Raw genomic sequence first — 24,580 nt, forward strand, 5'->3', positions numbered from 1 at the left:
GGTAGAGCAACGGACTTTTAATCCGTGGGTCGACAGTTCGAGCCTGTCACGGCTCATTTCTTTTTTTAGAAACGCAGTCATGCGGGTGTGGCGGAACTGGCAGACGCGCTAGATTTAGGTTCTAGTGGTTATCACCGTGGGGGTTCGAGTCCCTTCACCCGCATTAAGCTGTAGTTGAGCAGCGAATATGCCGACTTAGCTCAGTTGGTAGAGCACCTGATTTGTAATCAGGGGGTCGGGCGTTCGAATCGTCTAGTCGGCATTAACTGAATATTTGCGGAAGTAGTTCAGTGGTAGAACATCACCTTGCCATGGTGGGGGTCGCGGGTTCGAATCCCGTCTTCCGCTTTTCGCGCTGATAGCACGGAAATAAAATGAATATTATGCACCCATAGCGCAACTGGATAGAGTGTCTGACTACGAATCAGAAGGTTGTAGGTTCAAGTCCTACTGGGTGCATTGTTCGGGAAATAGCTCAGCTTGGTAGAGCACCTGGTTTGGGACCAGGGGGTCGCAGGTTCGAATCCTGTTTTCCCGACTTGCGAAATGCGGAAGTAGTTCAGTGGTAGAACATCACCTTGCCATGGTGGGGGTCGCGGGTTCGAATCCCGTCTTCCGCTTTTTTATTTTATACCGGGAAGTAGCTCAGCTTGGTAGAGCACTACGTTCGGGACGTAGGGGTCGCAAGTTCAAATCTTGTTTTCCCGATTGAGCTAAAGAGAATGGAACGCAGACGTTTGTCTGGGTTCTTTTTTTACGTCAATATTAGGGGAGCGTAAGATTGCCCTTTTCCTTTCATACGTTCTGCCATATAATGAAAGTCAAAGTTAGTCAAAAACAGACATTATCTAATTGTGGGGGTGATTATGTGCAGGCGCAAAATATGTCTGATGTAATCGAATCATACTTGAAATCAATCTTGGAAGAGCAGCGACAAATCGAGATTCGGCGGGCAGAAATTGCGGATCGGTTTAATTGTGTACCGTCACAAATTAATTATGTAATCAAGACGCGGTTTACTCCCCAACGTGGATACGTGGTGGAAAGTAAACGTGGCGGTGGTGGCTATATTCGGATCGTGAAGGCCAACTTGCGCCCTGATCCGGAATCGGTTGCGGCGCTGCGGGCGAACATTCCCAGCCACCTGGCGGAACGTGATGCGCGCATCATGACGCAGCAGTTGTTCGATGCGGGCATCATCCAGCGCGAAACGGGTAACGCGATGTTGTCGGCAATGAGCCACAATGAACTGGCGCTCGAAGACAACCGGCTTGAAGAAATGATCCGCGCCCGGCTCTTCAAGGCGTTCTTGGACAGCTTACGGTTTGCTAACTAGACAAAAGTGCGATTGTGTCATGTTGCAAGTTGTAGGGACAACATATAATATTATTGGTCAAACACAATAAGTAGTTTTGTAGTGGAACTTAAGCTTGTTGTTTGGATACGGAGGTATGTGCATGGATAACTTATTTACTGTGAGCGCGAAGAACGTTCTCTCGATTGCTCAAAACGAAGCACGCTCATTTCATCACCATGCAGTTGGTACGGAACACATCCTGCTGGCTTTAGTGACGGAGACTGACGGTTTAGCGGGCAAAACTTTGCGGCAGCTGGGAGTCACGGTTGATACCGTGCATGATGACATCGAAACCTACACGGGTTTTGGCTCCCTGCCAGCCAGTGCAATGGGCGCCGATGCCTATTTACCATACTCGCCGAAGGGTAAAGCGTTGCTCGCGTTTGCCGGCGATGAAGCTAAGCGAACGGGTGCAACCAAAATCGGCACCGAGCACATCCTGCTTGGCTTGCTCTCTGATGAACAGACCATTGCGGTGCGGATTCTCGCAAGTTATGAGCTGACCGTGAAGAAACTGCGGCAGCTGGTGCTGAAAAAGATGGGCGTTAGTGACAAGCCCAGTGCGCGGCCAACGCGTCAGATTGGCACGAGCCCAACCCCAACGCTGGATGGACTTGCCCGTGATCTGACCCAGATGGCACGGGAAAACAAGATGGATCCGGTTGTCGGCCGTGACGAAGAAGTCGCCCGCCTGATTCAGATTCTGGCTCGGCGCACGAAGAACAATCCCGTCCTGATTGGCGAACCGGGGGTGGGTAAAACCGCCATTGCTGAGGGCTTTGCTGAACGCATTGTTGCCGGCAAGGTGCCAATGGATATGCGGACTAAGCGTGTCATGATGCTGGATATGGGCTCACTAGTTGCCGGCACCAAGTACCGTGGTGAGTTTGAAGACCGCCTCAAGAAGATTATTGACGAAATTTACAAGAACGGTGACGTCATTCTCTTCATTGATGAACTCCACACGTTGATTGGCGCTGGTGGCGCTGAAGGGGCTATTGACGCTTCGAACATTCTGAAGCCCGCCCTTGCCCGGGGCGAGTTGCAACTCATTGGGGCCACGACGCTCGATGAATACCAGAAGTACGTGGAAAAAGACGCGGCCTTAGAGCGGCGGTTTGCCACGATTCAGGTCAACGAGCCTAGTCAGCAGGAAGCGGAACAAATCCTGCGCGGGTTGCGTCCCCGCTACGAAGAGCACCACGGGATTACCATCAGCGATGAGGCCCTGCATGCCGCCGTTGAACTGTCCATCCGCTACATCACGACGCGCTTCTTGCCCGACAAGGCGATTGACCTGGTCGACGAATCAGCCGCCAAGGTACGGATTGCGGCTGCAGATAAGCCAACTCCGACCGACAAGCTTGAAGACAAGATTGTCGCGGTGACAAGCGCTAAGGAAACCGCCATTGCTGCCCAGGAATTTGAGAAGGCCGCAACACTGCGCGAAGATGAGCAACGTCTTACGCGGGAGCTTGCAGCGAAGCAGGCCAACAGTACGGACGACTTGTCCGTGCGCAAGGACGTTGTGGTCACCGCCACGGACGTTGCCGAAGTTGTTGCTCAGTGGACCGGCGTGCCTGTGACGCAGTTGACCAAGCGGGAAAGCGAACGCCTGATGCACCTGGAAAAGCAGCTACACCAGCGCGTCGTTGGCCAGGAAGAGGCCGTGTCGGCGGTTGCCCGTGCTATTCGTCGTGCGCGGAGTGGGCTGAAGGCACCTAACCGGCCAATCGGGAGCTTCATGTTCCTCGGCCCAACGGGGGTCGGGAAAACCGAGCTCGCCAAGGCGCTGGCTGAATCCATGTTCGGTAGTGAAGACGCGATTATTCGGGTCGACATGTCTGAATACATGGAAAAATACAGTACCTCGCGCCTCATTGGGGCCGCACCGGGCTATGTTGGTTACGAAGAAGGTGGCCAGTTGACCGAAAAGGTGCGCAACAAGCCGTACTCCGTCGTGCTGCTGGACGAAGTGGAAAAGGCGCACCCAGACGTGTTCAACCTGTTGCTGCAGGTATTAGACGATGGTTACCTGCGCGATGCTAAGGGCCGGATGGTTGACTTCCGCAACACGATTCTTATCATGACGTCTAACCTGGGTGCCACCGCACTGCGCGATGAGAAGAGCGTCGGCTTTGGGGCGAAAACCAATGCTGATGATTACAACGCCATGCGCGGCCGCATTTTGGAAGAGCTCAAGCGTTACTTCCGACCAGAATTCCTCAACCGGATTGACGAAACCCTGGTCTTCCACAGCCTGGGCAAGACGGAATTGCGCTCAATCGTCAAGATCATGGCTAAACAGCTGCTCGGTCGGGTTCGGGAACAGGGGATTGGCGTCAAGCTTACCCCTGCCGCCCTCGACGCAATTGCCAAGGCCGGCTTCGATCCTGAATACGGCGCGCGGCCAATTCGCCGGGCACTGCAGCGGGACGTTGAAGATCAGCTGAGTGAGATTCTACTGGCAGGCACCGCCAAGCCGGGGGACACCATTACCATTGGTGCGAAGAAGGGCAAAATTACCTTCACCACGCACCACCCCGAACAAGCAACACCAGAAGCTAAGGAAGCTGAACTAACCACGGCCAAGTAATTGTACGAAAGCATTTACAACAAACCTCCGCGCTTGTCAAGACCCATTCTTGACAAGCACGGGGGTTTTGCTGTACACTACTTACAGTTGTGTATCAGCTCGGACAACGACTACGCGTGATCTATTGTCCACGCAAGGTCGGCATAAAAGTCAAAAGTGGCAGCATTTGAAGTGCTACTTTTGGTTTTTTTTTGCCTAAAAAGTCTGGCAGATACAACTTGTAAACTAAATGTAATATTCAGTTTGCAATTGGATATATTAAACGTTGATTTTTGGCAATCTATTAGAGGGGTGAATAACTTGGCAGGACACTTAGTGAACTACGGTAAGCACCGCACCCGCCGTTCCTACGCCCGCATCAAGGAAGTTCTCGATCTGCCTAACCTGATCGAGATTCAAACGAACTCATACCAGTGGTTCCTTGATGAAGGCCTGCGCGAAATGTTCGACGACATCATGCCAATCTCTGACTTCCAAGGAAATCTGAGTTTGGAATTCGTCGACTACCAGTTGCTTGAACCTAAGTACACTGTGGAAGAAGCACGTCAGCACGATGCTAACTACTCAGCACCACTGCACGTTACGCTGCGCTTGACCAACCACGAAACTGGCGAAATCAAGTCCCAGGACGTGTTCTTTGGCGACTTCCCACTGATGACTGAACAGGGGACCTTCATTATTAACGGTGCGGAACGAGTTATCGTTTCGCAGCTTGTTCGTTCTCCTGGGGTCTACTTCAACAGCGCCGTTGACAAGAACAGCCGTACCACATACGGGACAACCGTGATTCCTAACCGTGGTGCATGGCTTGAATACGAAACCGACGCCAAGGACATTGCGTACGTCCGGATTGACCGGACCCGTAAGATTCCACTGACCGAACTCGTTCGGGCTCTTGGTTTTGGCTCTGACCAGGACATCATCAACATGTTCGGTGACAACGATTCCCTGATGCTTACATTGGAGAAGGATGTCCACAAGAACACTGATGACTCCCGGACTGACGAAGCCCTGAAGGATATCTACGAACGCCTACGTCCAGGTGAACCAAAGACTGCTGATTCCAGCCGTTCCCTGCTGTACGCGCGTTTCTTCGACCCAAAGCGTTACGACCTCGCTAACGTTGGTCGGTACAAGGTAAACAAGAAGCTGACCCTGAAGAACCGTTTGCTCGGCCAGACGCTTGCTGAAACCTTGGCTGATCCTGATACCGGTGAAGTGATTGCGAACAAGGGTGACAAGGTTACCCGCCAGCTGATGGATACTTTGACGCCATACCTGGAACGCGACGACTTCAAGACCGTCACCTACACCCCAAGCACTGATGGTGTACTGCAAGACCCAATGACCTTGCAGATTGTGAAGGTTTACTCCCAGGTTAACCCTGAAAAGGAAGTTAACCTGATTGGTAACGGTCAGATTGGTAAGAAGACCAAGAACCTGACCCCTGCCGACATCATTGCTTCCATGAACTACTTCTTGAACCTGCAAGAAGGTCTTGGTAGCACCGACGACATCGACCACTTGGGTAACCGGCGTATCCGTTCTGTTGGTGAACTCCTGCAGAACCAGTTCCGCATTGGTTTGTCCCGGATGGAACGTGTTGTTCGTGAACGGATGTCCATCCAGGACGTTTCCACCGTTACCCCACAGCAGCTGATTAACATTCGGCCTGTTGTTGCTTCCATTAAGGAATTCTTCGGTTCATCCCAGCTGTCCCAGTTCATGGACCAGACCAACCCACTCGGGGAACTTACGAACAAGCGTCGTCTCTCCGCCCTTGGTCCTGGTGGTTTGACGCGTGACCGTGCTGGTTATGAAGTTCGAGACGTGCACTACACCCACTATGGTCGTATGTGTCCTATCGAAACGCCAGAAGGTCCTAACATCGGTCTGATTAACTCCCTTGCTAGTTACGCTGTTGTTAACCCATACGGCTTCATCGAAACCCCATACCGGCGTGTTTCATGGGAAGACCACAAGGTTACCGACAAGATCGATTACCTGACCGCTGACGAAGAAGATAACTACATCGTTGCCCAAGCAAACTCACCACTGAACGATGACGGTTCTTTTGAAGAAGCAACCGTGCTTGCTCGGCACAAGGATGACAACATTGAAGTTAGCCCCGAAAAGGTTGACTACATGGACGTTTCCCCTAAGCAAGTAGTTGCCGTTGCTACCGCCTGCATTCCTTTCTTGGAAAACGATGACAGTAACCGTGCCCTCATGGGTGCGAACATGCAGCGTCAGGCTGTGCCTTTGATTAACCCCCACGCACCACTTGTTGGTACCGGGATGGAATACAAGGCTGCACATGACTCTGGGACCGCCGTTCAGGCGCGCTTTGACGGGACCGTTACGTACGTTGATGCGAAGACCATCAAGGTGCGTCGCAGTGATGACTCCGCTGAAGACACCTACACGCTCATGAAGTTCCGTCGTAGTAACGCTGGTAAGAACTACAACCAGAAGCCAATCGTGCGCCTCGGCGACAAGGTTGACACTGGTGAAATCATTGCCGATGGTCCTGCGATGGATAATGGTGAACTTGCTCTTGGTCAGAACCCAGTTATCGCGTTCATGACCTGGAACATGTACAACTATGAAGATGCTATCGTGTTGTCCGAAAAGCTGGTGCGTGAAGATGCTTACACCTCAATTCACATTGAAGAGTACGAATCTGAAGCACGTGACACCAAGCTCGGACCTGAAGAAGTAACACGCGAAATTCCTAACGTTGGTGATGAAGCCCTCAAGGATCTCGACGAATACGGGATTATCCGTGTTGGTGCCGAAGTTCAAGACGGCGACATTCTCGTTGGTAAGGTTACGCCTAAGGGTGTGACCGAGCTTTCCGCTGAAGAACGTCTCTTGCACGCTATCTTCGGTGAAAAGGCACGTGAAGTCCGCGATACCTCCCTCCGTGTTCCTCATGGTGGTGGCGGGATTGTTCAGGACGTCCACATCTTCACCCGTGAAGCCGGCGACGAACTGGCTCCCGGTGTGAACATGATGGTTCGTGTCTACATTACCCAGAAGCGTAAGATTCAAGTTGGGGACAAGATGGCCGGTCGTCATGGTAACAAGGGGACTGTTTCCATCGTTGTTCCTGAAGAAGACATGCCATTCCTGCCAGACGGTACCCCAGTTGATATCTGTCTGTCACCAATGGGTGTGCCATCCCGTATGAACATCGGGCAAGTGCTCGAATTACACTTGGGGATGGCCGCACGCAAGCTTGGCATCCACGTTGCCAGCCCAGTATTCGATGGTGCACGTGAAAAGGACCTGTGGGATACCGTTAAGGAAGCTGACATGCCATCTGATGGTAAGTCAATTCTGTACGATGGTCGCACTGGTGAACCTTTCGAAACCCGTGTCTCCGTTGGGGTTATGTACTACCTGAAGCTTGCCCACATGTCCGCCGACAAGCTGCACGCTCGTTCCATCGGACCTTACTCTCTCGTTACGCAGCAGCCACTGGGTGGTAAAGCCCAGTTTGGTGGCCAACGTTTCGGGGAAATGGAAGTTTGGGCCCTCGAAGCTTACGGTGCTGCTTACACGCTGCAAGAAATCTTGACCTACAAGTCAGATGACGTTGTCGGCCGTGTTAAGACGTACGAAGCCATCGTTAAGGGTGAACCAATTCCTAAGCCTGGTGTTCCAGAAAGTTTCCGCGTTCTGGTTAAGGAACTGCAGGCACTTGGTCTGGACATGAAGGTGCTCGATGCCGCGAAGAACGAAATCGAACTGCGCGACATGGACGATGATGACGATGATGTTGTCAGCGTCGACGCCCTGGAGAAGTTTGCCAAGGAGCAAGAAGCAAAGAAGGCTGCCGATGAAGCAACCAAGGCTGCTGCAACCGAGCAGAAGTCAGAAGATAAAGAATAGGAGGGTACCCTGTGATTGACGTCAACAAGTTTGAAAGCATGCAAGTCGGTCTGGCCTCACCAGACAAGATTCGCAGCTGGTCTTACGGGGAAGTAAAAAAGCCCGAAACGATCAACTACCGCACGCTCAAGCCAGAGCGTGATGGGTTGTTCGACGAGCGGATTTTCGGCCCAACCAAGGACTGGGAATGTGCTTGTGGTAAGTACAAGCGAATTCGCTACAAGGGCATTGTTTGTGACCGTTGTGGTGTTGAAGTAACCCGTGCCAAGGTTCGTCGTGAACGGATGGGTCACATCGAACTGGCTGCACCTGTATCCCACATCTGGTACTTCAAGGGTATCCCAAGTCGGATGGGTCTTGTCCTCGACATGTCCCCACGTTCCCTCGAAGAAGTTATTTACTTCGCATCCTACGTTGTGATTGACCCAGGCGATACCGCCCTGGCCAAGAAGCAGCTTTTGACCGAACGTGAATACCGTGAAAAGCGCGAAGAATACGGCAACGGCTTCAACGCGAAGATGGGTGCCGAAGCCGTTAAGGAACTCCTCGAAGACGTTGACCTCGAAGCTGAAGTCAAGGAACTCAAGGAAGACCTGAAGACTGCTTCAGGGCAGAAGCGGACCCGTGCCATTCGGCGTCTGGATATTCTGGACGCATTCCGTCAGTCTGGGAACAACCCAGCCTGGATGGTTATGGACACGATTCCCGTTATCCCACCTGACTTGCGGCCAATGGTTCAGCTTGAAGGTGGCCGTTTCGCCACGTCCGACCTGAACGATTTGTACCGTCGTGTGATTAACCGTAACAACCGGCTCAAGCGTCTGCTCGATCTGAACGCCCCAAGCATCATCGTGCAGAACGAAAAGCGGATGCTGCAGGAAGCTGTCGATGCCCTCATCGATAACGGTCGTCGTGGCCGTCCGGTTACCGGTCCTGGTAACCGTCCACTCAAGAGTTTGTCCCACATGCTTAAAGGTAAGCAGGGTCGTTTCCGTCAGAACCTGCTTGGTAAGCGTGTTGACTACTCCGGCCGTTCCGTTATTGACGTTGGCCCTACGCTGAAGTTCTACCAGTGTGGTCTGCCACACGAAATGGCACTGGAACTCTTCAAGCCATTCATGATGCGCGAACTGGTTAAGCGCGACATGGCGTCCAACATCAAGAACGCTCGCCGCAAGATTGACCGCCAGGATGACGACATCTGGGATGTACTGGAAGATGTCATCAAGGAACGTCCCGTACTCCTGAACCGTGCACCTACCCTGCACCGTCTCGGGATTCAGGCCTTCGAACCTGTTCTGGTTGATGGTAAGGCGATGCGTCTGCACCCAATCGTGTGTGAAGCTTACAACGCCGACTTTGACGGTGACCAAATGGCTATCCACGTGCCACTGTCTGACGAAGCGCAGGCTGAAGCACGTCTGCTCATGCTGGCTGCACACCACATCCTGACGCCTAAGGATGGTAAGCCAATCGTTACGCCTTCTCAAGACATCGTGCTTGGTAACTACTACCTGACGATGGAAGAAGTTGGCCGTGTCGGTGAAGGGATGATCTTCAAGGACGCAGCTGAAGTAATCATGGCCCACGAAAACGGCGATGTGCACTTGCACACCCGGATTGGTCTGGCTGTTGATTCCATGCCAAACAAGCCGTTCTCCGAAGACCAGCGCGGTAAGATCATTGTTACCAGTGTTGGTAAGGTCATCTTCAACGAAATCATGCCTGAAGGTCTCCCATACCTGAACGAACCAACCGTTGATAACATCATCAACGGTGTGCCAGATAAGTACTTCCTGGCCAAGGGTGAAGACATCACTGCCTACCTGGAAACGGCTGAGCTCATTAAGCCATTCAAGAAGGGCTTCCTGTCTGACATCATTGCTGAAGTATTCAAGACCTACAAGGTTCAGCGGACCTCCGATCTGCTGGATGACATGAAGACGCTTGGTTACACGCAGGCAACTAACTCCGGTCTGACCGTTGGGGTTGCCGACGTGCCGCACGTGCCTGAAAAGCAGGAAATCGTTGATGCTGCCCACAAGCAGGTCAACACGGTTTCCAAGCAGTTCCGTCGTGGGCTCATTACCGATGACGAACGGCACGAACGGGTTATCAGCATTTGGAACTCAGCTAAGGACGAAATTCAACAGAAGCTTGTTGATAACTTCGACCCGAAGAACCCAATCTCCATGATGAGTGATTCCGGTGCCCGTGGTAACATCTCTAACTTCACCCAGCTTGCCGGGATGCGTGGTCTGATGGCCGCTCCTAACGGTGGGATGATGGAAGTTCCAGTTATCTCTAACTTCCGTGAAGGGCTTTCCGTTCTGGAAATGTTCATGAGTACTCACGGTGCTCGTAAGGGGATGACCGATACCGCGCTGAAGACCGCTGACTCAGGTTACCTGACTCGTCGTCTGGTCGATGTTGCGCAGGATGTTATCGTTCGTGAAGAAGACTGTGGCACTGACCGTGGTCTTGACGTATACGCCATTCGCGAAGGTAACGAAATGATTGAACCTCTCTACGACCGTCTGGTTGGCCGTTACGCACAGAAGACCGTGCGCGACCCACAGAGTGGCGAAATCATTGCGAACAAGGGTAGCTTGCTCGATGAAGACACAGCACAGCGGATTGTTGATGCTGGGGTTGAGAAGGTTACGATTCGTTCCGTCTTCACATGTAACACCAAGCACGGTGTCTGCCAGAAGTGTTATGGCCGTAACCTTGCTACCGGTGAACAGGTTGAAGTTGGTGAAGCAGTCGGGACCGTCGCAGCGCAGTCTATCGGTGAACCTGGTACTCAGCTGACCATGCGTAACTTCCATACCGGTGGTGTTGCCGGTGGTGAAGATATTACGCAAGGGCTCCCTCGTATCCAGGAAATCTTCGAAGCACGTAACCCTAAGGGGCTCGCGGTTATCACCGAAGTTACTGGTGAAATCACGGCCATTGACGAAAACCCAGCAGAACACACCCGTGAGATTACGGTTCAGGGCGAAACCGATACCCGTTCTTACAGTGTGCCTTACGCATCCAGTGTTGCCGTCGCAGAAGGTGACCACGTTGTTCGTGGTCAGCGTCTGACTGGTGGTTCTGTTGACCCTAAGGAACTGATTAAGGTTACCGACGTTATGGACACGGAAAACTACCTGCTCCATGAAGTGCAGAAGGTTTACCGTATGCAAGGTATCGAAATCGGTGACAAGCATATCGAAGTAATGGTTCGGCAGATGCTGCGGAAGATCCGGGTCATGGACCCAGGGGACACCGAGATTCTGCCTGGTACCCTCCTCGATATTGGTGAATTCAACGACCGCAACCGGGAAACCCTGGTTAGTGGTGGTATCCCTGCAACTGGCCGTCCAGTTCTGCTCGGGATTACCAAGGCATCCCTTGAAACCAACAGTTTCCTCTCTGCTGCTTCCTTCCAGGAAACAACACGAGTGCTCACGGATGCTTCCATTCGCGGCAAGAACGACCCACTGCTTGGGCTCAAGGAAAATGTTATCATCGGGAAGATTATTCCTGCTGGTACCGGTATGGCAACGTACCGTCACATGGAACCAAAGACCGTTGGCGCAGTCTCCGAAAACGTGTACTCCATCTCTGATCTTGAAGAGAAGATGCACAAGGAAGGCGACGAACCAGCTACTGAGGCCCCAGAAACCAAGTAGTTTAATTAAAGCGTCAGGACGTCTGTCCTGGCGCTTTTTTTGTGCCCCGAAACGGGTTGTTAATCCTGTTAGCGGTAACAAGACGATAAAGCTTGTTACCGTTTTCGCAGCCATATACCCTAGAAACAGAAGGAAGGGATATTTATGGCAGAGTGGTACGACCATGCGATAATTTACCAAATATATCCGAAATCATTCCAGGATAGCAATGGGGATGGCATCGGGGACCTAAACGGGATTCAGCAACGGATTCCGTACCTCAAACAGCTCGGAATTAACGCGGTGTGGCTCAACCCCGTCTTCGTGTCGCCGCAAGTGGACAACGGTTATGACGTGGCGAACTATTACGCAATTGATGAGCGGATGGGCACCATGGCGGACATGGAGGCGCTGATTAAGGCAATGCATGCGGCTGGTATCCGCGTGATTATGGACTTTGTGCTCAACCACACGTCCGATCAGCACCCGTGGTTCCAGGATGCGGTGACTACGAAGAACAGCATTTACCGTGATTATTATATTTTTGCTGGCGAAAATGGGCAGCGGCCGAATAATTGGGGCAGTTTCTTTGGCGGTTCCGTCTGGGCGGCGGATCCTAGCGGCAGCGGGCAATCATACTTCCACCTATTTGATAAGCGCATGCCGGACCTGAACTGGGCGAATCCGGAAGTGCGGCTCGCGATGGGGGATGTGGCCGAATTCTGGCTGGCTAAAGGCATCGATGGTCTGCGGCTGGACGCATTCATTCACATTGCGAAGGCCGATTTAGGGCAGGATTACCCCACGGATGACCCGACCGAGCCGGTAGTAGCGGAACCGTTCTTCGCGAACCTGCCGAACGTTCAGCGCTGGCTCCGTCCGTTTTGTGCGCGGATTAAACAGGATTATCCGGGTGCGTTCTTACTGGGTGAGGCGGCCAGTGCCAACGTTAACTTAGCGGTTGATTACACTAGTGACCACGCCAAGCTCATGGATTCAGTGATTACCTTCCGCTACTTTGACCGGGACGAAAGCCAGGTCTTACCCAACCTGCCGGCAAATTATCAGCCGGCGCCACTTAACTGGCAGCATTTTCGGCAGACACAGGCCGTGTGGCAGCAAACACTGCAGGGCGTGGCGCAACCAACGTTGTACTGGGGGAACCACGACATGGCACGCCTGGCCACCCGCATTGCGCAGACGCCGGTGCAGGCCCGCAGCGTGGCCATGCTGATGTATCTGGAACGCGGGATTCCGATTATCTACTACGGCGAGGAACTGGGCATGGCCAACCTGGAGTTCACGGACGCCGCGCAGTTCAACGACGTCACGGTTGACGATTTCGTCCGCCAAGCAATTCAAAATGGGTTTACGCGCGAGCAGGCACTGCAGCTGGTGAGTCAGACGCACAAGCTGCCGGCGCGCGGACCGATGCTGTGGGACGACAGCCCGCAGCACGGCTTTAGCACTAGCAAGCCGTGGCTGAATGGTGGCGGCAGCACTACGCCACCTGTTGCCAGTCAGGAACAAGATGAGCAGAGCATGCTGAACTTTTACCGGCAACTGCTGGCGATTAAGCAGCAGCCAGTGTTCCAAGATGGCGCGTTCCGCTTGCTGACCATGGGGGATGCCAGTTACGTCTACTTGCGGCAAAGCGCGGTGGAAACAGCACTGGTTGCCGTTAACCTGACCGCGGCGCCAATTAGCTTGACGTTGCCGGCGGGGGATTACACGCCGCTGCTGCACGCGGGCGATTTTGCGCTTGCGGACGTCAAATTGGATCTTGCACCGTACGCTGGCGTCGCTTTTCAACGTTATTAACGCAGAGATTTAGGGGGATTATTGATGATTAATGCAGCATTACGGCACCGTCCAGAAAGTGAAGACTGCTTCCTTTACGACCAGGAGCATTTGCGGCTGCGGTTCCATTCCGCCAGTGGGGATATTGCCAGTGTCACCGTGCTTTATGGGGACCCTTACTGGAATCTGCCCAGCGCTGACGGCCGTTACGTTTTTCAATATGAACAACAGGCAATGACTAAACTCGGCACCGGGGAAGCGTTAGACCACTGGGCCTGCACGCTGACGGCGCCATTTGCCCGGATGCAGTACCTGTTTTTGGTCACGGATAAGGCCGGCGTGTCCGTCTTGGTGGGCGACCGCGGCATTCGCGCCGACAGCCAGGAGAACCGCCTGGAAGTGTCCAACTACTTCCGCGTGCCGTACTTCCACGCAATCGACATGGTGCAAACGCCAGATTGGGTGAAGCAAACGGTGTGGTACCAGATTTTTCCGGAACGGTTCGCTAACGGTGATCAGACCAACGACCCGGCGAACACTAAGCCATGGCGGCCAGCCGACCACCCTGGGCGTGAGGACTTTTACGGCGGCGATTTGCAGGGCGTGCTTGATCACCTCGATGACTTGCAGGCACTGGGTATCAATGGGCTTTACTTCTGCCCGATTTTCACCGCCAGCTCCAACCACAAGTACGACACGATTGATTACCTCGAGATTGACCCGGCGTTCGGGGATAAGGCGCTGTTCGCCAAATTGGTGACGGAAGCCCACGCCCGCGGGATGAAGATCATGCTGGATGCCGTCTTCAACCACATGGGTTATGAAAGCATGCAGTGGCAGGATGTGCTGGCAAACGGCGCGAAATCGCGATTTGCATCCTGGTTCCACATCCACGAATTCCCGGTCACCCCATTCCGTGACCCAATTCACGATGGGGGCAAGCCGCAGTTCGACACGTTTGGCTTCGAGCCACACATGCCTAAGCTCAATACGGCGAACCCTGAAGTGCAGGATTACCTGCTGAGCGTTGCCAAGTACTGGGTGGAAGAATTCGATATTGATGCTTGGCGGTTAGATGTTGCCAACGAGGTGGATCACCACTTCTGGCGGCGTTTCTACGCGGCGGTGACAGCAATCAAGCCGGACTTTTACGTGCTTGGTGAAGTATGGCACTCCAGCCAACCGTGGCTGAATGGCGGTGAGTTCTCTGGCGTAATGAACTACGCCTACACGCAGCTGACGATGGACCACTTCCTGACGCACAAGCAATCAGCACAGGAGCTGGTTGAACGGCTCACGGACCAGTTGATGCTGTACCGCGACCAAGTCAACCAGGTCATGCTTAACATGCTGGACTCGCACGATACAGCGCGGCTGTTGACCCAGGCTGGCGACGACCAAGATTTGGCCCTGCAAACCCTAGCGTTTATCTTCACCCAGACCGGGGCGCCGTGCATCTATTACGGCACCGAAATGGGGATGGACGGGGACAATGATCCCGACGACCGCCGGCCAATGGACTGGAGCAAACTGGGCGGGAAGACGTGGCAAAAAGTGGCGGCGTTGATTAAGGTGCGGCGCGACCACGCGGCCACCTTTGGCCAGGGCAGCACGGCCTTGACGGTCACGGACGCTGGCCTGATTAAGGTGGAACGCAGCGGCGAGCAGCACATCACGGCCTACTTCAACACGACCGACCGCGAGATTGAACTGACTGCCACGCCGGTTTTGGCCCAGAACTTCCAGGCTAACGTACTGGCGCCCAAAGGCTTTGTGGTGAGCGTGGATTAATATCTTGATAGCGGTAACAGAGTTTTACCAATTGTAAAAGCGCTTGCATCAAAACATAATTAATAGTGTACCAAGGCGTTGCAAGTTGGCGCTGGTACCAAGTAGGTTAGCAAGTGCATTAATAATTGAGTGAGCAGACCGGCAGCACGGTTCGCGAAGCTCTGTGAGGTTAGTAAGATGAAACGTATTTTTGAAATTGATCCGTGGCTCATCACAAGCCATCAGTTAGAAGTAAAAGATAAACGGCTCCAAGAAAGCATCACGGCAATCGGCAATGGCTACATGGGACTACGCGGTAACTTTGAAGAAGGTTACTCCGGCGACCACCTCCAAGGTACGTACATTGCTGGCACCTGGTTCCCCGACAAGACGCGGGTCGGCTGGTGGAAGAATGGCTACCCCGAGTATTTCGGCAAAGTCATCAACGCCCCGAGCTTCATCGACATCGGCATCACGGTGAATGGTGTGCGGGTGGATCTCGCTAAGAGCAAGTTCCGCGACTTCACCTTAACGCTGGATATGCATCAAGGGTTGCTCCGCCGCAGCTTCGTGCTCGAGCAAGAAACGGCAACGGTGCGCTTCGAATTTGCCCGCTTCCTTAGCTTACGGGTACGGCAGGCGGCCTTCATTCAGGTCACCGCGACCGTGCTCAGTGGGAATGCAGCGATTAAGTTCGACGCTGGTATCAACGGCAACGTGGTCAACGAAGACAGTAACTACGACGACCACTTCTGGTTACCAGATGCGACCGATGCTACTGCGGGCTACATTCAGATGACCACGCGGCCCAACCCGTTCAAGGTACCGCAGTTCACGGTTCTGGTGCAGCAGGCATTACGCCGTGACGGGGTTCCGATTCAGGGTAACGTCAGCAGTGAGCCTGGCCGCGTGAACGCGCAGGTTACCGCGAAGCTAGCAGCTGGTGAGCAGGTAACCCTGGAGAAGGACGTGGTGGTTGTAACCAGCCGCGACGTTGCCAAGGACGCACAACTGGTTGCCACACAGAAGCTGATGCAAACGGCGCAGGCCCAAAGTTTCCGCGAAAACCTCCGCAGCCACGAAGCATTGTGGGCGCAGCGGTGGCGCGGCAGTGATGTCACCATTGATGGTGATGTGGCCGCCCAGCAAGGGATTCGCTTCAACATCGCCCAAATGTTCATGACCTACTACGGGGAGGACAAGCGGCTGAATATCGGACCCAAGGGCTTCACTGGTGAAAAATACGGTGGCGCCACTTACTGGGATACTGAAGCCTACGTTGTGCCGATGTACTTGGCGGTCACGCCCCCAGACGTTACGCACGCACTGCTGCAGTACCGGCACGACCAACTGCCTGGCGCCTACCACAACGCGCAGCAGCAAGGCCTGGCCGGCGCACTGTTCCCGATGGTGACCTTCAACGGGATCGAGTGCCACAACGAGTGGGAAATCACGTTTGAAGAATTGCACCGGAACGCGGCCGTTGCCTTTGCGATTTACCAGTACACAGCCTACACCGGTGATGAAAGTTACGTGAACGGTCCGGGGCTAGAGGTGCTCGTCGGGATTGCCCGCTTCTGGGCCGACCGCGTCCACTTCAGCCAGCGCAAGCAGATGTATATGCTGCACGGCGTAACGGGGCCGAATGAATATGAGAACAACGTCAACAATAACTGGTACACCAACACGATGGCTTCCTGGTGTTTGGAATACGCGTTGCAGCGGCTGGCGAAGGGCAATGCAGATGTTGTTGCCAAGCTAGCAGTCAGCGACACGGAGGCTGCACACTGGCAGGACATCATCGACCGGATGTACCGGCCGGAAGATAAGCAACTGGGCATTTTCGTGCAAAACGACACGTTCCTGGATAAGGATATTCGCCCAGCCAGCTCAATTCCCGCTGACCAGCGGCCGATTAATCAGCACTGGTCCTGGGACCGCATCTTACGTTCGCCGTTCATCAAGCAGGCGGACGTCCTTCAGGGGATTTACTTCCTGAATGATCGGTTTACGCAAGCGGAAAAAGAGCGTAACTTCGACTTTTACGAACCACTGACGGTCCACGAAAGTTCGCTGAGTGCGTCGATTCACGCGATTCTGGCGGCGGAACTGGGCAAGAGTGCCAAAGCCGTTGAACTGTATGCCCGTACGGCTCGCCTCGACCTCGACAACTACAACAACGACACCGACGATGGGCTGCACATTACGTCCATGAGTGGTGGGTGGCTAGCAATCGTCCAGGGCTTTGCCGGGATGCGCTACAATCACGACACGCTTAGCTTCAAGCCGTTCTTGCCGGACAAGTGGCACAGTTACAGCTTCAAGTTGAACTACCGTGGCCGGATCATCGGCGTCCGGATTGGTAAGCAGGCAGAGTTCACCCTGCTCGACGGCCCTGAACTAGACGTGATGGTGTTTGATCAGCAGGTTCACCTGCAAGAAGGAGTGCATGATGCTCAAAGGATTGATATTTGATGTCGACGGGGTCATCACCGATTCCGCGACCTACCATTTGAAAGCATGGCGGGCACTAGCGACCAGCCTCGGCATTGATTTGCCGGCAGCTGCCGACGATGAACTGCGCGGACGTTCACGCATGGATTCACTGGCAGTTATCATGCGCTATGCCGGACGCACCGGTCAGTACACGGAAGCTGAACTGCAGGCCATGGCGGACCAGAAGAACGCGATGTACCAACAGGCGATTCAGTCGATGAACGCTGATTCGGTATTACCGGGAATGCGGCAACTGCTTGAAGATGCGCGCCAGGCACATTTGACCATGGCGATTGCATCTGCGTCCCGCAACGCGCCGGTGATTCTCGAACACCTTAATTTAACGCAATACTTCGACGCCGTGGTTGATCCCGCGACGCTCACGCATGGTAAACCTGATCCAGAAATCTACCAGCGAGCCCAAGAATTACTCGGACTGGCGGCAGATGAGGTGATTAGCTTTGAAGATGCACCGGCAGGCGTGGCGGCCATTAAGGCTGCGGGGCAATTTGCAGTCGGAATTGGCGCCGCAACCACCCTGGCAGCTGCTGATTACAACGTGCCCGATACCACGCATTTGGTATTAGCGAACGTTATCCACGCTTTTCAGCAGGCCTAGATGCCGCGACTAGCCGCAAATAATACGAGAGAAGGGATGCACAATGGTTGAAATTGATTTAAATCACCTCTACAAAAAATACGATCACGCTGACGAGCCCTCCGTTAAGGACTTCGACCTGCACATCAAGGATAAGGAATTCATCGTTTTCGTTGGTCCATCTGGGTGCGGGAAGTCCACAACGCTACGGATGATTGCCGGGCTTGAAGACATCACGGACGGGACGCTCGAAATCGACCACCAAGTAATGAACGATGTGGCGCCAAAGGACCGGAATATCGCGATGGTGTTCCAGAACTACGCGCTGTACCCCCACATGACGGTGTTCGACAACATGGCGTTCGGACTCAAACTGCGGCACTACAAGAAGGCAGACATTCAGCAACGGGTGGACAACGCCGCGAAGATTCTCGGTCTCACCGATTTTCTCGGGCGCAAACCCGCCGACCTCTCTGGGGGCCAGCGGCAACGGGTTGCGCTGGGGCGGGCCATTGTGCGTGACGCGCCAATCTTCCTGATGGACGAACCACTGTCCAACCTGGATGCGAAATTGCGTGTGTCCATGCGGGCGGAAATCGCCAAGCTCCATCAGCGGCTGAACACAACAACCATCTACGTCACACACGACCAGACCGAAGCAATGACGATGGCCGATCGCGTGGTCGTCATGTCTGTCGGTCAGGTTCAGCAAATCGGCAGTCCTGAAGAAGTTTACCTGCACCCGAAGAACCAGTTTGTCGCTGGTTTCATTGGTTCGCCAGCCATGAACTTCTTCCCCGTGACCTACCAGGATGGCAAGATTACGGACGGCAAGGGGCTCACCTTGAAGGTTCCAGAAGGCCGCGCCCGCGTTTTGAACGACAAGGGCTACAACGGCAAGCAGATTACATTCGGGATTCGGCCCGAAGACATCCACAGCGAAGAAGCGTTCCTCGAAACCTGGCCGGATGCCGTGGTTAAGTCCCAAGTGGTTGTTTCCGAACTCCTCGGGGCGACGGTGCAGATGTACCAGAAGGTTGATGACACCGAGTTCGTTGCGGTGGTGCCTGCACGGAACCTGCACAATCCGGGCGACACGGTCGCCATGGGCTTTGACGTTAACAAGGGCCACTTCTTCGACGCTGAAACAACTGAAGCAATCGTGGAGTAGTGCAGTGATTTGAGAGGGGTGATGTTATGGCAGAATGGTGGCGCAATGCCGTGGTTTACCAGATTTATCCACGGAGCTTCCAAGATAGTAATGGGGATGGCATCGGGGATCTGCGCGGAATTATCTCGCGGCTAGACTATTTAGCCCAGCTCGGGGTAAACGCGATTTGGTTGAGCCCAGTGTACAAGTCACCGGGGATGGATAATGGTTACGACATTGCGGATTACGAGGCAATTGATCCGCAGTACGGAACCATGGCGGATATGGATGCGCTGATTGCGGAAGCAAAGCAGCGGCACATCCGCATCATTATGGATTTAGTGGTGAACCACACTTCAGATCAGCACCGGTGGTTTCAGGAAGCGCGGAAGAGCAAGGATAATCCGTACCGTGATTACTACATTTGGCGCGATGGCCACGCCGATGGCAGTGTGCCCAATGATATGCAATCCACGTTTTCCGGTTCAGTCTGGCAGTTCGATGCCCAAACGGGGCAGTACTACCTGCACCTGTTCAGCCCGCAGCAGCCTGACCTGAACTGGGCGAATCCAGCTGTGCGCCAAGCAGTCTACAAAATGATGAATTTCTGGATTGCTAAGGGCATTGGCGGGTTCCGGCTGGACGTGATTGACTTGATTGGCAAAGAACCGGATCGGGGTATTCGCGAAAACGGGCCGCACCTGCACGAGTATCTGCAGGAGATGCACGCCGCGACGTTCGGCAAGGCAGACCTAATGACTGTCGGCGAAACGTGGGGTGCCACTCCGCAAATTGCTCAGCTGTACTCGGATCCGCGCCGCAAAGAACTATCGATGGTGTTCCAGTTTGAAGCCATGCAGCTAGACCAGCAGCCGGGTAAGGCCAAATGGGATTTGCGCCCACTTGATTTTACCGAGCTCAAGGACGTGCTCACTAAGTGGCAGTTGCAGCTTGATTACAAGCACGGCTGGAACAGTTTGTTCTGGAATAACCATGACTTGCCCCGAATCATTTCCCGATTTGGGGATGAGGGTCAGTATCGGGTCCAAAGTGGGCAGATGTTCGCCATCTTGCTCCACTTGATGCGCGGTACGCCATATATCTTTCAGGGGGAAGAAATCGGGATGACCAATTGTCCGGTCAGCGCGATTACTGAAGTGAATGATATCGAGAGCATCAACATGTACCATGAACGCCTCGCTTTGGGCTACTCCAAGGCGGAGTTAATCAAAGCAATTAACGTCAAGGGACGCGACAATGCGCGGACGCCGATGCAATGGCAAAACGCTCCTGAGGCGGGCTTCACAACCGGTAAGCCGTGGCTACACGTGAACCAGAATTATCGCACAATCAATGCTGAGGCGGCAGTGGCGGATCCGCATTCGCTATTCGCCACTTATCAAGCGCTCATCAAGCTTCGCCATCAGCAACCCATCATTACGGAGGGGAGTTTCGTCCCCATCCGCGAAGTACCAAGCGCAGTTATGGCATTTTACCGCATTTATAACGGACTTAAGTGGCTGGTTGTCGCGAACCTTTCAGGGGTTAAGCAACCAATTAACTTGTCCGACAAGATTGACCAGATCTTGATTTCCAATTATTCGCACGTACCTGATTTACGGCACGGAGAGTTACCACCATACGCAGCCTTTGCGGCGGTGGTCGCCCCGGGGGCCAATCAGTAGCAGAACTTATTTCGATATTCCGTTGGGAGGAATTTTACGATGAAATTTTGGCAGAAAATTGCGATTAGCAGCAGTTCACTTGTAGCCGTTACCTTGCTTGCCGCTTGTGGTAACAGCAAGACTAGCGAAGAAAAGACCGATAGTAGCAAGGTCACCGGGAGCGTTAAGCTGTGGGTCGACACCACGCAGGTCTCCTACTACAAGACCATTGCAAAGAACTTCAACAAGAAGTACCCAGACGTGAAGGTTAAGGTGACCCAGAGTCCAAACGGTTCCGCAAACGCCAAGACTGACGTCGGCAAGGACCCATCCAAGGCCGCGGACGTGTTCGAAGTTCCTAACGACCAACTGGGATCCATGGCTGACCAGGGTTACATCAACCCACTGTCACCAACAGCCACCAAGACCGTGAAGAAGAACAACGTTGCCGTTTCCGTAAAGGGTGTTGAGTGGAACAACAAGCTGTACGCATACCCATTCGCTGAACAAGCACAGACCCTGTACTACAACAAGTCCAAGGTTTCTGCAGACGACGTGAAGGACTGGGATACCTTGACTTCTAAGGGCGTCATTGCCACCGACTTCACGAACGCGTACAACTTCTACCCAATCTTCCTGTCTGCTGGCACCTACCTCTACGGCAAGGACGGCGAAACCTTGAAGGGCACGAACGTTAACACGCAAAAGGGTGTCGACGCAATGACCTGGCTCGCACAGCAGAAGAGCAACAAGGGCGTAATGCAGACCTCCAACGCGCTGAACCAGCTTAAGTCCGGCAAGGCCGTCGCAACGCTTGATGGCCCATGGGACACTGCGAACATCAAGAAGATCCTCGGCAAGAACTTCGGGGTTGCTCCATACCCAACCATCACTGTTGGCGGCAAGAAGGTCCAGATGCAAGCATTCCTGGGTATCGAAGCCTTCGCGGTTAACTCCCACACGGCAACCAAGAACCAGAAGGCAGCTGCAACTCTGGCCGAATTCATCACCAACAAGCAGTCCCAGCTGATTGTATACAAGAACTCCGGTCAGGTCCCTGTTGACAAGGCAGCCCAGAAGGCCGACACTGTTGCGAACGACGAAGCAACCAAGGCTGTGATGACCATGGCTGGTAGCGGCTACTCCACACCAATGCCTAAGATGTCCCAGATGGCAACCTTCTGGAACCTGTCCGCACCACTGATCAACGGTGCATACACCGGCTCCATCAAGGCGGCTGACTACAGTGCTAAGCTGCAGACGTTCCACGACGCGATTTCTAAGGCAAACTAAAAGTAAGACTGCGGCTTAAGTCGCGGACTTGCTAGTTTTACCCGTATCGCGGGGGGAAGGAGAAGCAATGTTCAACAAAAAGAAAAAAGTGCCCCAAGCGGCGACGTATAAGGAAGTGTGGCGGCGCGGTGATACGGCCACTAAGCTATCCTTCCTCGTGATGGGCCTTGCCCAGCTGAAGAATAAGCAGTGGGTGAAGGGTGCGGCGTTTTTAATCATGGAGGTTGTCTTCATCTTGTGGATGGCCTTCAGTGGGGTCAGCACGTTAAGCATGCTGACGAACCTGGGGACGATTAAGCACAAGAAGGTCGTCTTCGATCAGACGCAAGGGGTGTACATCACCAAGATGCCGGATAACTCGGTTGTTATCCTGTTGTTCGGGGTCTTGGCGGTCATCCTGGTGCTGGCGATGATTGGGCTGTATATTGCCAACCTGAAGTCGGTGCGGAACCTGTACGTGTTAAAGCGTGACGGGCACCACGTCCCAACTAACGGTGAGGAATTACGCTCACTGCTGGATCAGAAGCTGCACTCAACCTTGCTGGCCATTCCAATCGTGGGGATTGTGGCGTTCACGATTTTGCCCACTGTCTACATGATTTCGATGGCGTTCACGAATTACGACTCGAAGCACCCAATCGGCTTTTCCTGGACCGGGTTCAAGGCGTTCGGGAACGTCCTGACCGGGGACCTTGCCGGTACGTTCTTCCCCGTCTTGGGGTGGACCCTGGTGTGGGCGGTCTGCGCGACGGCCACCACGTTCTTCTTCGGTGTGCTGCTGGCGATGCTGATCGAATCAAAGGGGATTAAGCACAAGGGTTTCTGGCGGACGATCTTCGTGATTGTCTACGCCGTTCCCCAGTTTATTTCCCTGCTGATGATGGCACAGTTCCTTGACCTGCAGGGGCCACTGAACACGCTGCTGATGAACTGGGGCTGGATTGCCCATCCGATTAACTTCATCAGTGCGTCTGCCAATCCGTTAGTGGCGCGCATTACCGTTATCGTGGTCAACATGTGGATTGGGATTCCCGTTTCCATGTTGGTTTCAACCGCGATTATCCAGAACTTGCCGCAAGATCAGATTGAGGCAGCACGGATGGACGGGGCCAACGCGTTCCAAGTCTTCAAGTCCATTACCTTCCCCCAGATTCTGTTCGTCATGGCACCCGCTTTGATTCAACAGTTCATCGGGAACATCAACAACTTCAACGTCATTTACCTGTTAACTGCCGGATACCCAATGAACAACAACTACAACGGGGCCGGGGATACCGACCTGCTTGTTACCTGGTTGTACAACTTGGTCTTCGGGCAAACACAGCGGTACAACGCATCGGCGGTACTGGGGATTCTGATTTTCATCATCAGTGCCACGGTCTCACTGCTGGCATACCGGCGGACCAACGCATTTAAGGAGGGTTAGCGCAATGAAATCATATCGAATGAGGCGGCGCGTCTCACTGATTCTGCGTTACGTCTTGCTGGTTGTCCTGGCCATTGCCTGGATTTTCCCCATTGTTTGGATCGTTTTGGCGAGTTTCTCGTACAACGATACGGGCTTTGTTTCCACGATTTGGCCGGAAAAGTTCACGCTGAGTAACTACATTGGCATTTTCAGTAGCAAACAGTTTCCGTTCGTCCACTGGATTGGCAACACGTTCTTCGTCGCGATTGTCTCGACCATCTTGTCCACCTTCGTCACCATCTGTGTGGCGTACGTGCTATCACGGCTGCGCTTCCGGTTGCGCAAGCCGTTCCTCCAGATTGCACTGGTGCTCGGGATGTTCCCTGGCTTCATGTCGATGATTGCCCTGTACTACATTCTGAAGAGTTTCAACATGCTGAACCTGTTCGGATTGATTCTGGTGTACGTTGGTGGTGCTGGTCTCGGGTTCTACGTGGCCAAAGGGTTCTTTGATACCATCCCGCGGGCCATCGATGAGGCGGCCGAAATGGATGGGGCAACCAAGTGGCAGACCTTCATCCACATCGGGCTGCCGATGTCCCGGCCAATCATCGTGTACACAGCACTGATGGCCTTCATCGCGCCGTGGATCGACTTCATCTTCTCCGGGATTATCTTATCCTCAACGGGGAACGCGAAGAACTACACCATCGCGTATGGGCTGTACAACATGGTGCACAGTACGAAGGGGACTTCGACCGTGTACTTCACCCAGTTCATCGCTGGGTGTGTTATCATCGCCATTCCAATTACCATTCTGTTTGTCATCATGCAGAAGTTCTACGTCAACGGGATTACCGCCGGCGCGGACAAGGGTTAAATAAGAATCTCA

At 53.6% G+C, this 24,580-nt stretch carries 13 protein-coding genes and 7 tRNA genes; all 20 read left to right on the top strand.

The window, feature by feature from the left end:
* Positions 1-81 precede the first annotated feature (81 nt).
* The 20 genes from FC18_RS10670 to FC18_RS10765 all read left to right on the top strand — a co-directional run bounded on the left by FC18_RS10670 (position 82) and on the right by FC18_RS10765 (position 24,568).
* Positions 82-163: transfer RNA gene (locus tag FC18_RS10670), tRNA-Leu, on the top strand.
* A gap of 26 nt (positions 164-189) precedes the next feature.
* Positions 190-262 (top strand) — tRNA-Thr (locus FC18_RS10675).
* 14 nt (positions 263-276) lie between these two features.
* Positions 277-348 (top strand) — tRNA-Gly (locus FC18_RS10680).
* 37 nt (positions 349-385) lie between these two features.
* A tRNA-Arg gene (locus FC18_RS10685) sits at positions 386-459 on the top strand.
* A gap of 5 nt (positions 460-464) precedes the next feature.
* Positions 465-538, top strand: a tRNA-Pro gene (locus FC18_RS10690).
* A gap of 10 nt (positions 539-548) precedes the next feature.
* Positions 549-620 (top strand) — tRNA-Gly (locus FC18_RS10695).
* Between the two features lie 14 nt (positions 621-634).
* A tRNA-Pro gene (locus FC18_RS10700) sits at positions 635-708 on the top strand.
* Positions 709-868: 160 nt separating this feature from the next.
* Positions 869-1,336 carry a CtsR family transcriptional regulator gene (locus FC18_RS10705; RefSeq protein ID WP_054675415.1) on the top strand — a complete coding sequence of 156 codons (468 nt, stop codon included), beginning with the start codon at positions 869-871 and terminating at the stop codon, positions 1,334-1,336.
* Between the two features lie 121 nt (positions 1,337-1,457).
* Positions 1,458-3,953 (top strand): ATP-dependent Clp protease ATP-binding subunit, encoded by a 2,496-nt coding sequence (locus tag FC18_RS10710; protein ID WP_054675416.1) that lies wholly within the window; start codon positions 1,458-1,460, stop codon positions 3,951-3,953.
* A gap of 300 nt (positions 3,954-4,253) precedes the next feature.
* Complete coding sequence (gene rpoB / locus FC18_RS10715) at positions 4,254-7,850, top strand: DNA-directed RNA polymerase subunit beta (protein ID WP_056976273.1); 3,597 nt, start codon at positions 4,254-4,256, stop codon at positions 7,848-7,850.
* 11 nt (positions 7,851-7,861) lie between these two features.
* On the top strand, positions 7,862-11,530 hold the full coding sequence (rpoC, locus tag FC18_RS10720; RefSeq protein ID WP_056976275.1) for a DNA-directed RNA polymerase subunit beta': 3,669 nt from the start codon (positions 7,862-7,864) through the stop codon (positions 11,528-11,530).
* A gap of 144 nt (positions 11,531-11,674) precedes the next feature.
* The gene (locus tag FC18_RS10725) at positions 11,675-13,330 is read left to right on the top strand and encodes a glycoside hydrolase family 13 protein (RefSeq protein ID WP_054675418.1); all 1,656 of its coding nucleotides are present in this window, start codon (positions 11,675-11,677) and stop codon (positions 13,328-13,330) included.
* Between the two features lie 24 nt (positions 13,331-13,354).
* On the top strand, positions 13,355-15,100 hold the full coding sequence (locus FC18_RS10730) for a glycoside hydrolase family 13 protein (RefSeq protein WP_056976277.1): 1,746 nt from the start codon (positions 13,355-13,357) through the stop codon (positions 15,098-15,100).
* A gap of 177 nt (positions 15,101-15,277) precedes the next feature.
* The gene (locus tag FC18_RS10735; RefSeq protein ID WP_056976279.1) at positions 15,278-17,554 is read left to right on the top strand and encodes a glycoside hydrolase family 65 protein; all 2,277 of its coding nucleotides are present in this window, start codon (positions 15,278-15,280) and stop codon (positions 17,552-17,554) included.
* Positions 17,532-18,194 carry a beta-phosphoglucomutase gene (gene pgmB, locus FC18_RS10740; protein ID WP_054675419.1) on the top strand — a complete coding sequence of 221 codons (663 nt, stop codon included), beginning with the start codon at positions 17,532-17,534 and terminating at the stop codon, positions 18,192-18,194. Before FC18_RS10735 ends, pgmB begins: the two co-directional genes overlap by 23 nt.
* A 43-nt stretch (positions 18,195-18,237) precedes the next feature.
* Positions 18,238-19,344: an ABC transporter ATP-binding protein gene (locus FC18_RS10745; protein ID WP_054675420.1), complete on the top strand. Its 1,107-nt coding sequence runs from the start codon at positions 18,238-18,240 to the stop codon at positions 19,342-19,344.
* Between the two features lie 26 nt (positions 19,345-19,370).
* A complete protein-coding gene (locus FC18_RS10750; RefSeq protein ID WP_056976281.1) occupies positions 19,371-21,008 on the top strand; it encodes a glycoside hydrolase family 13 protein in 1,638 nt (545 codons plus the stop codon).
* 39 nt (positions 21,009-21,047) lie between these two features.
* Positions 21,048-22,280: an extracellular solute-binding protein gene (locus FC18_RS10755; protein WP_056976284.1), complete on the top strand. Its 1,233-nt coding sequence runs from the start codon at positions 21,048-21,050 to the stop codon at positions 22,278-22,280.
* 67 nt (positions 22,281-22,347) lie between these two features.
* The gene (locus FC18_RS10760; RefSeq protein WP_054675423.1) at positions 22,348-23,706 is read left to right on the top strand and encodes a carbohydrate ABC transporter permease; all 1,359 of its coding nucleotides are present in this window, start codon (positions 22,348-22,350) and stop codon (positions 23,704-23,706) included.
* Positions 23,707-23,710: 4 nt separating this feature from the next.
* The gene (locus FC18_RS10765) at positions 23,711-24,568 is read left to right on the top strand and encodes a sugar ABC transporter permease (protein WP_054675426.1); all 858 of its coding nucleotides are present in this window, start codon (positions 23,711-23,713) and stop codon (positions 24,566-24,568) included.
* Positions 24,569-24,580 lie beyond the last annotated feature (12 nt).

It is taken from the genome of Lacticaseibacillus sharpeae JCM 1186 = DSM 20505 (assembly GCF_001436225.1).
GTDB classification, from domain to species: domain Bacteria; phylum Bacillota; class Bacilli; order Lactobacillales; family Lactobacillaceae; genus Lacticaseibacillus; species Lacticaseibacillus sharpeae.

Excerpts from the sequence above, each read along its gene's own strand:
- FC18_RS10710 (WP_054675416.1), top strand. The coding sequence starts at position 1,458 with ATGGATAACTTATTTACTGTGAGCGCGAAGAACGTTCTCTCGATTGCT.
- FC18_RS10725 (WP_054675418.1), top strand. The coding sequence starts at position 11,675 with ATGGCAGAGTGGTACGACCATGCGATAATTTACCAAATATATCCGAAA.
- FC18_RS10730 (WP_056976277.1), top strand. The coding sequence starts at position 13,355 with ATGATTAATGCAGCATTACGGCACCGTCCAGAAAGTGAAGACTGCTTC.
- FC18_RS10735 (WP_056976279.1), top strand. The coding sequence starts at position 15,278 with ATGAAACGTATTTTTGAAATTGATCCGTGGCTCATCACAAGCCATCAG.
- pgmB (WP_054675419.1), top strand. The coding sequence starts at position 17,532 with ATGCTCAAAGGATTGATATTTGATGTCGACGGGGTCATCACCGATTCC.
- FC18_RS10745 (WP_054675420.1), top strand. The coding sequence starts at position 18,238 with ATGGTTGAAATTGATTTAAATCACCTCTACAAAAAATACGATCACGCT.
- FC18_RS10750 (WP_056976281.1), top strand. The coding sequence starts at position 19,371 with ATGGCAGAATGGTGGCGCAATGCCGTGGTTTACCAGATTTATCCACGG.
- FC18_RS10755 (WP_056976284.1), top strand. The coding sequence starts at position 21,048 with ATGAAATTTTGGCAGAAAATTGCGATTAGCAGCAGTTCACTTGTAGCC.
- FC18_RS10760 (WP_054675423.1), top strand. The coding sequence starts at position 22,348 with ATGTTCAACAAAAAGAAAAAAGTGCCCCAAGCGGCGACGTATAAGGAA.
- FC18_RS10765 (WP_054675426.1), top strand. The coding sequence starts at position 23,711 with ATGAAATCATATCGAATGAGGCGGCGCGTCTCACTGATTCTGCGTTAC.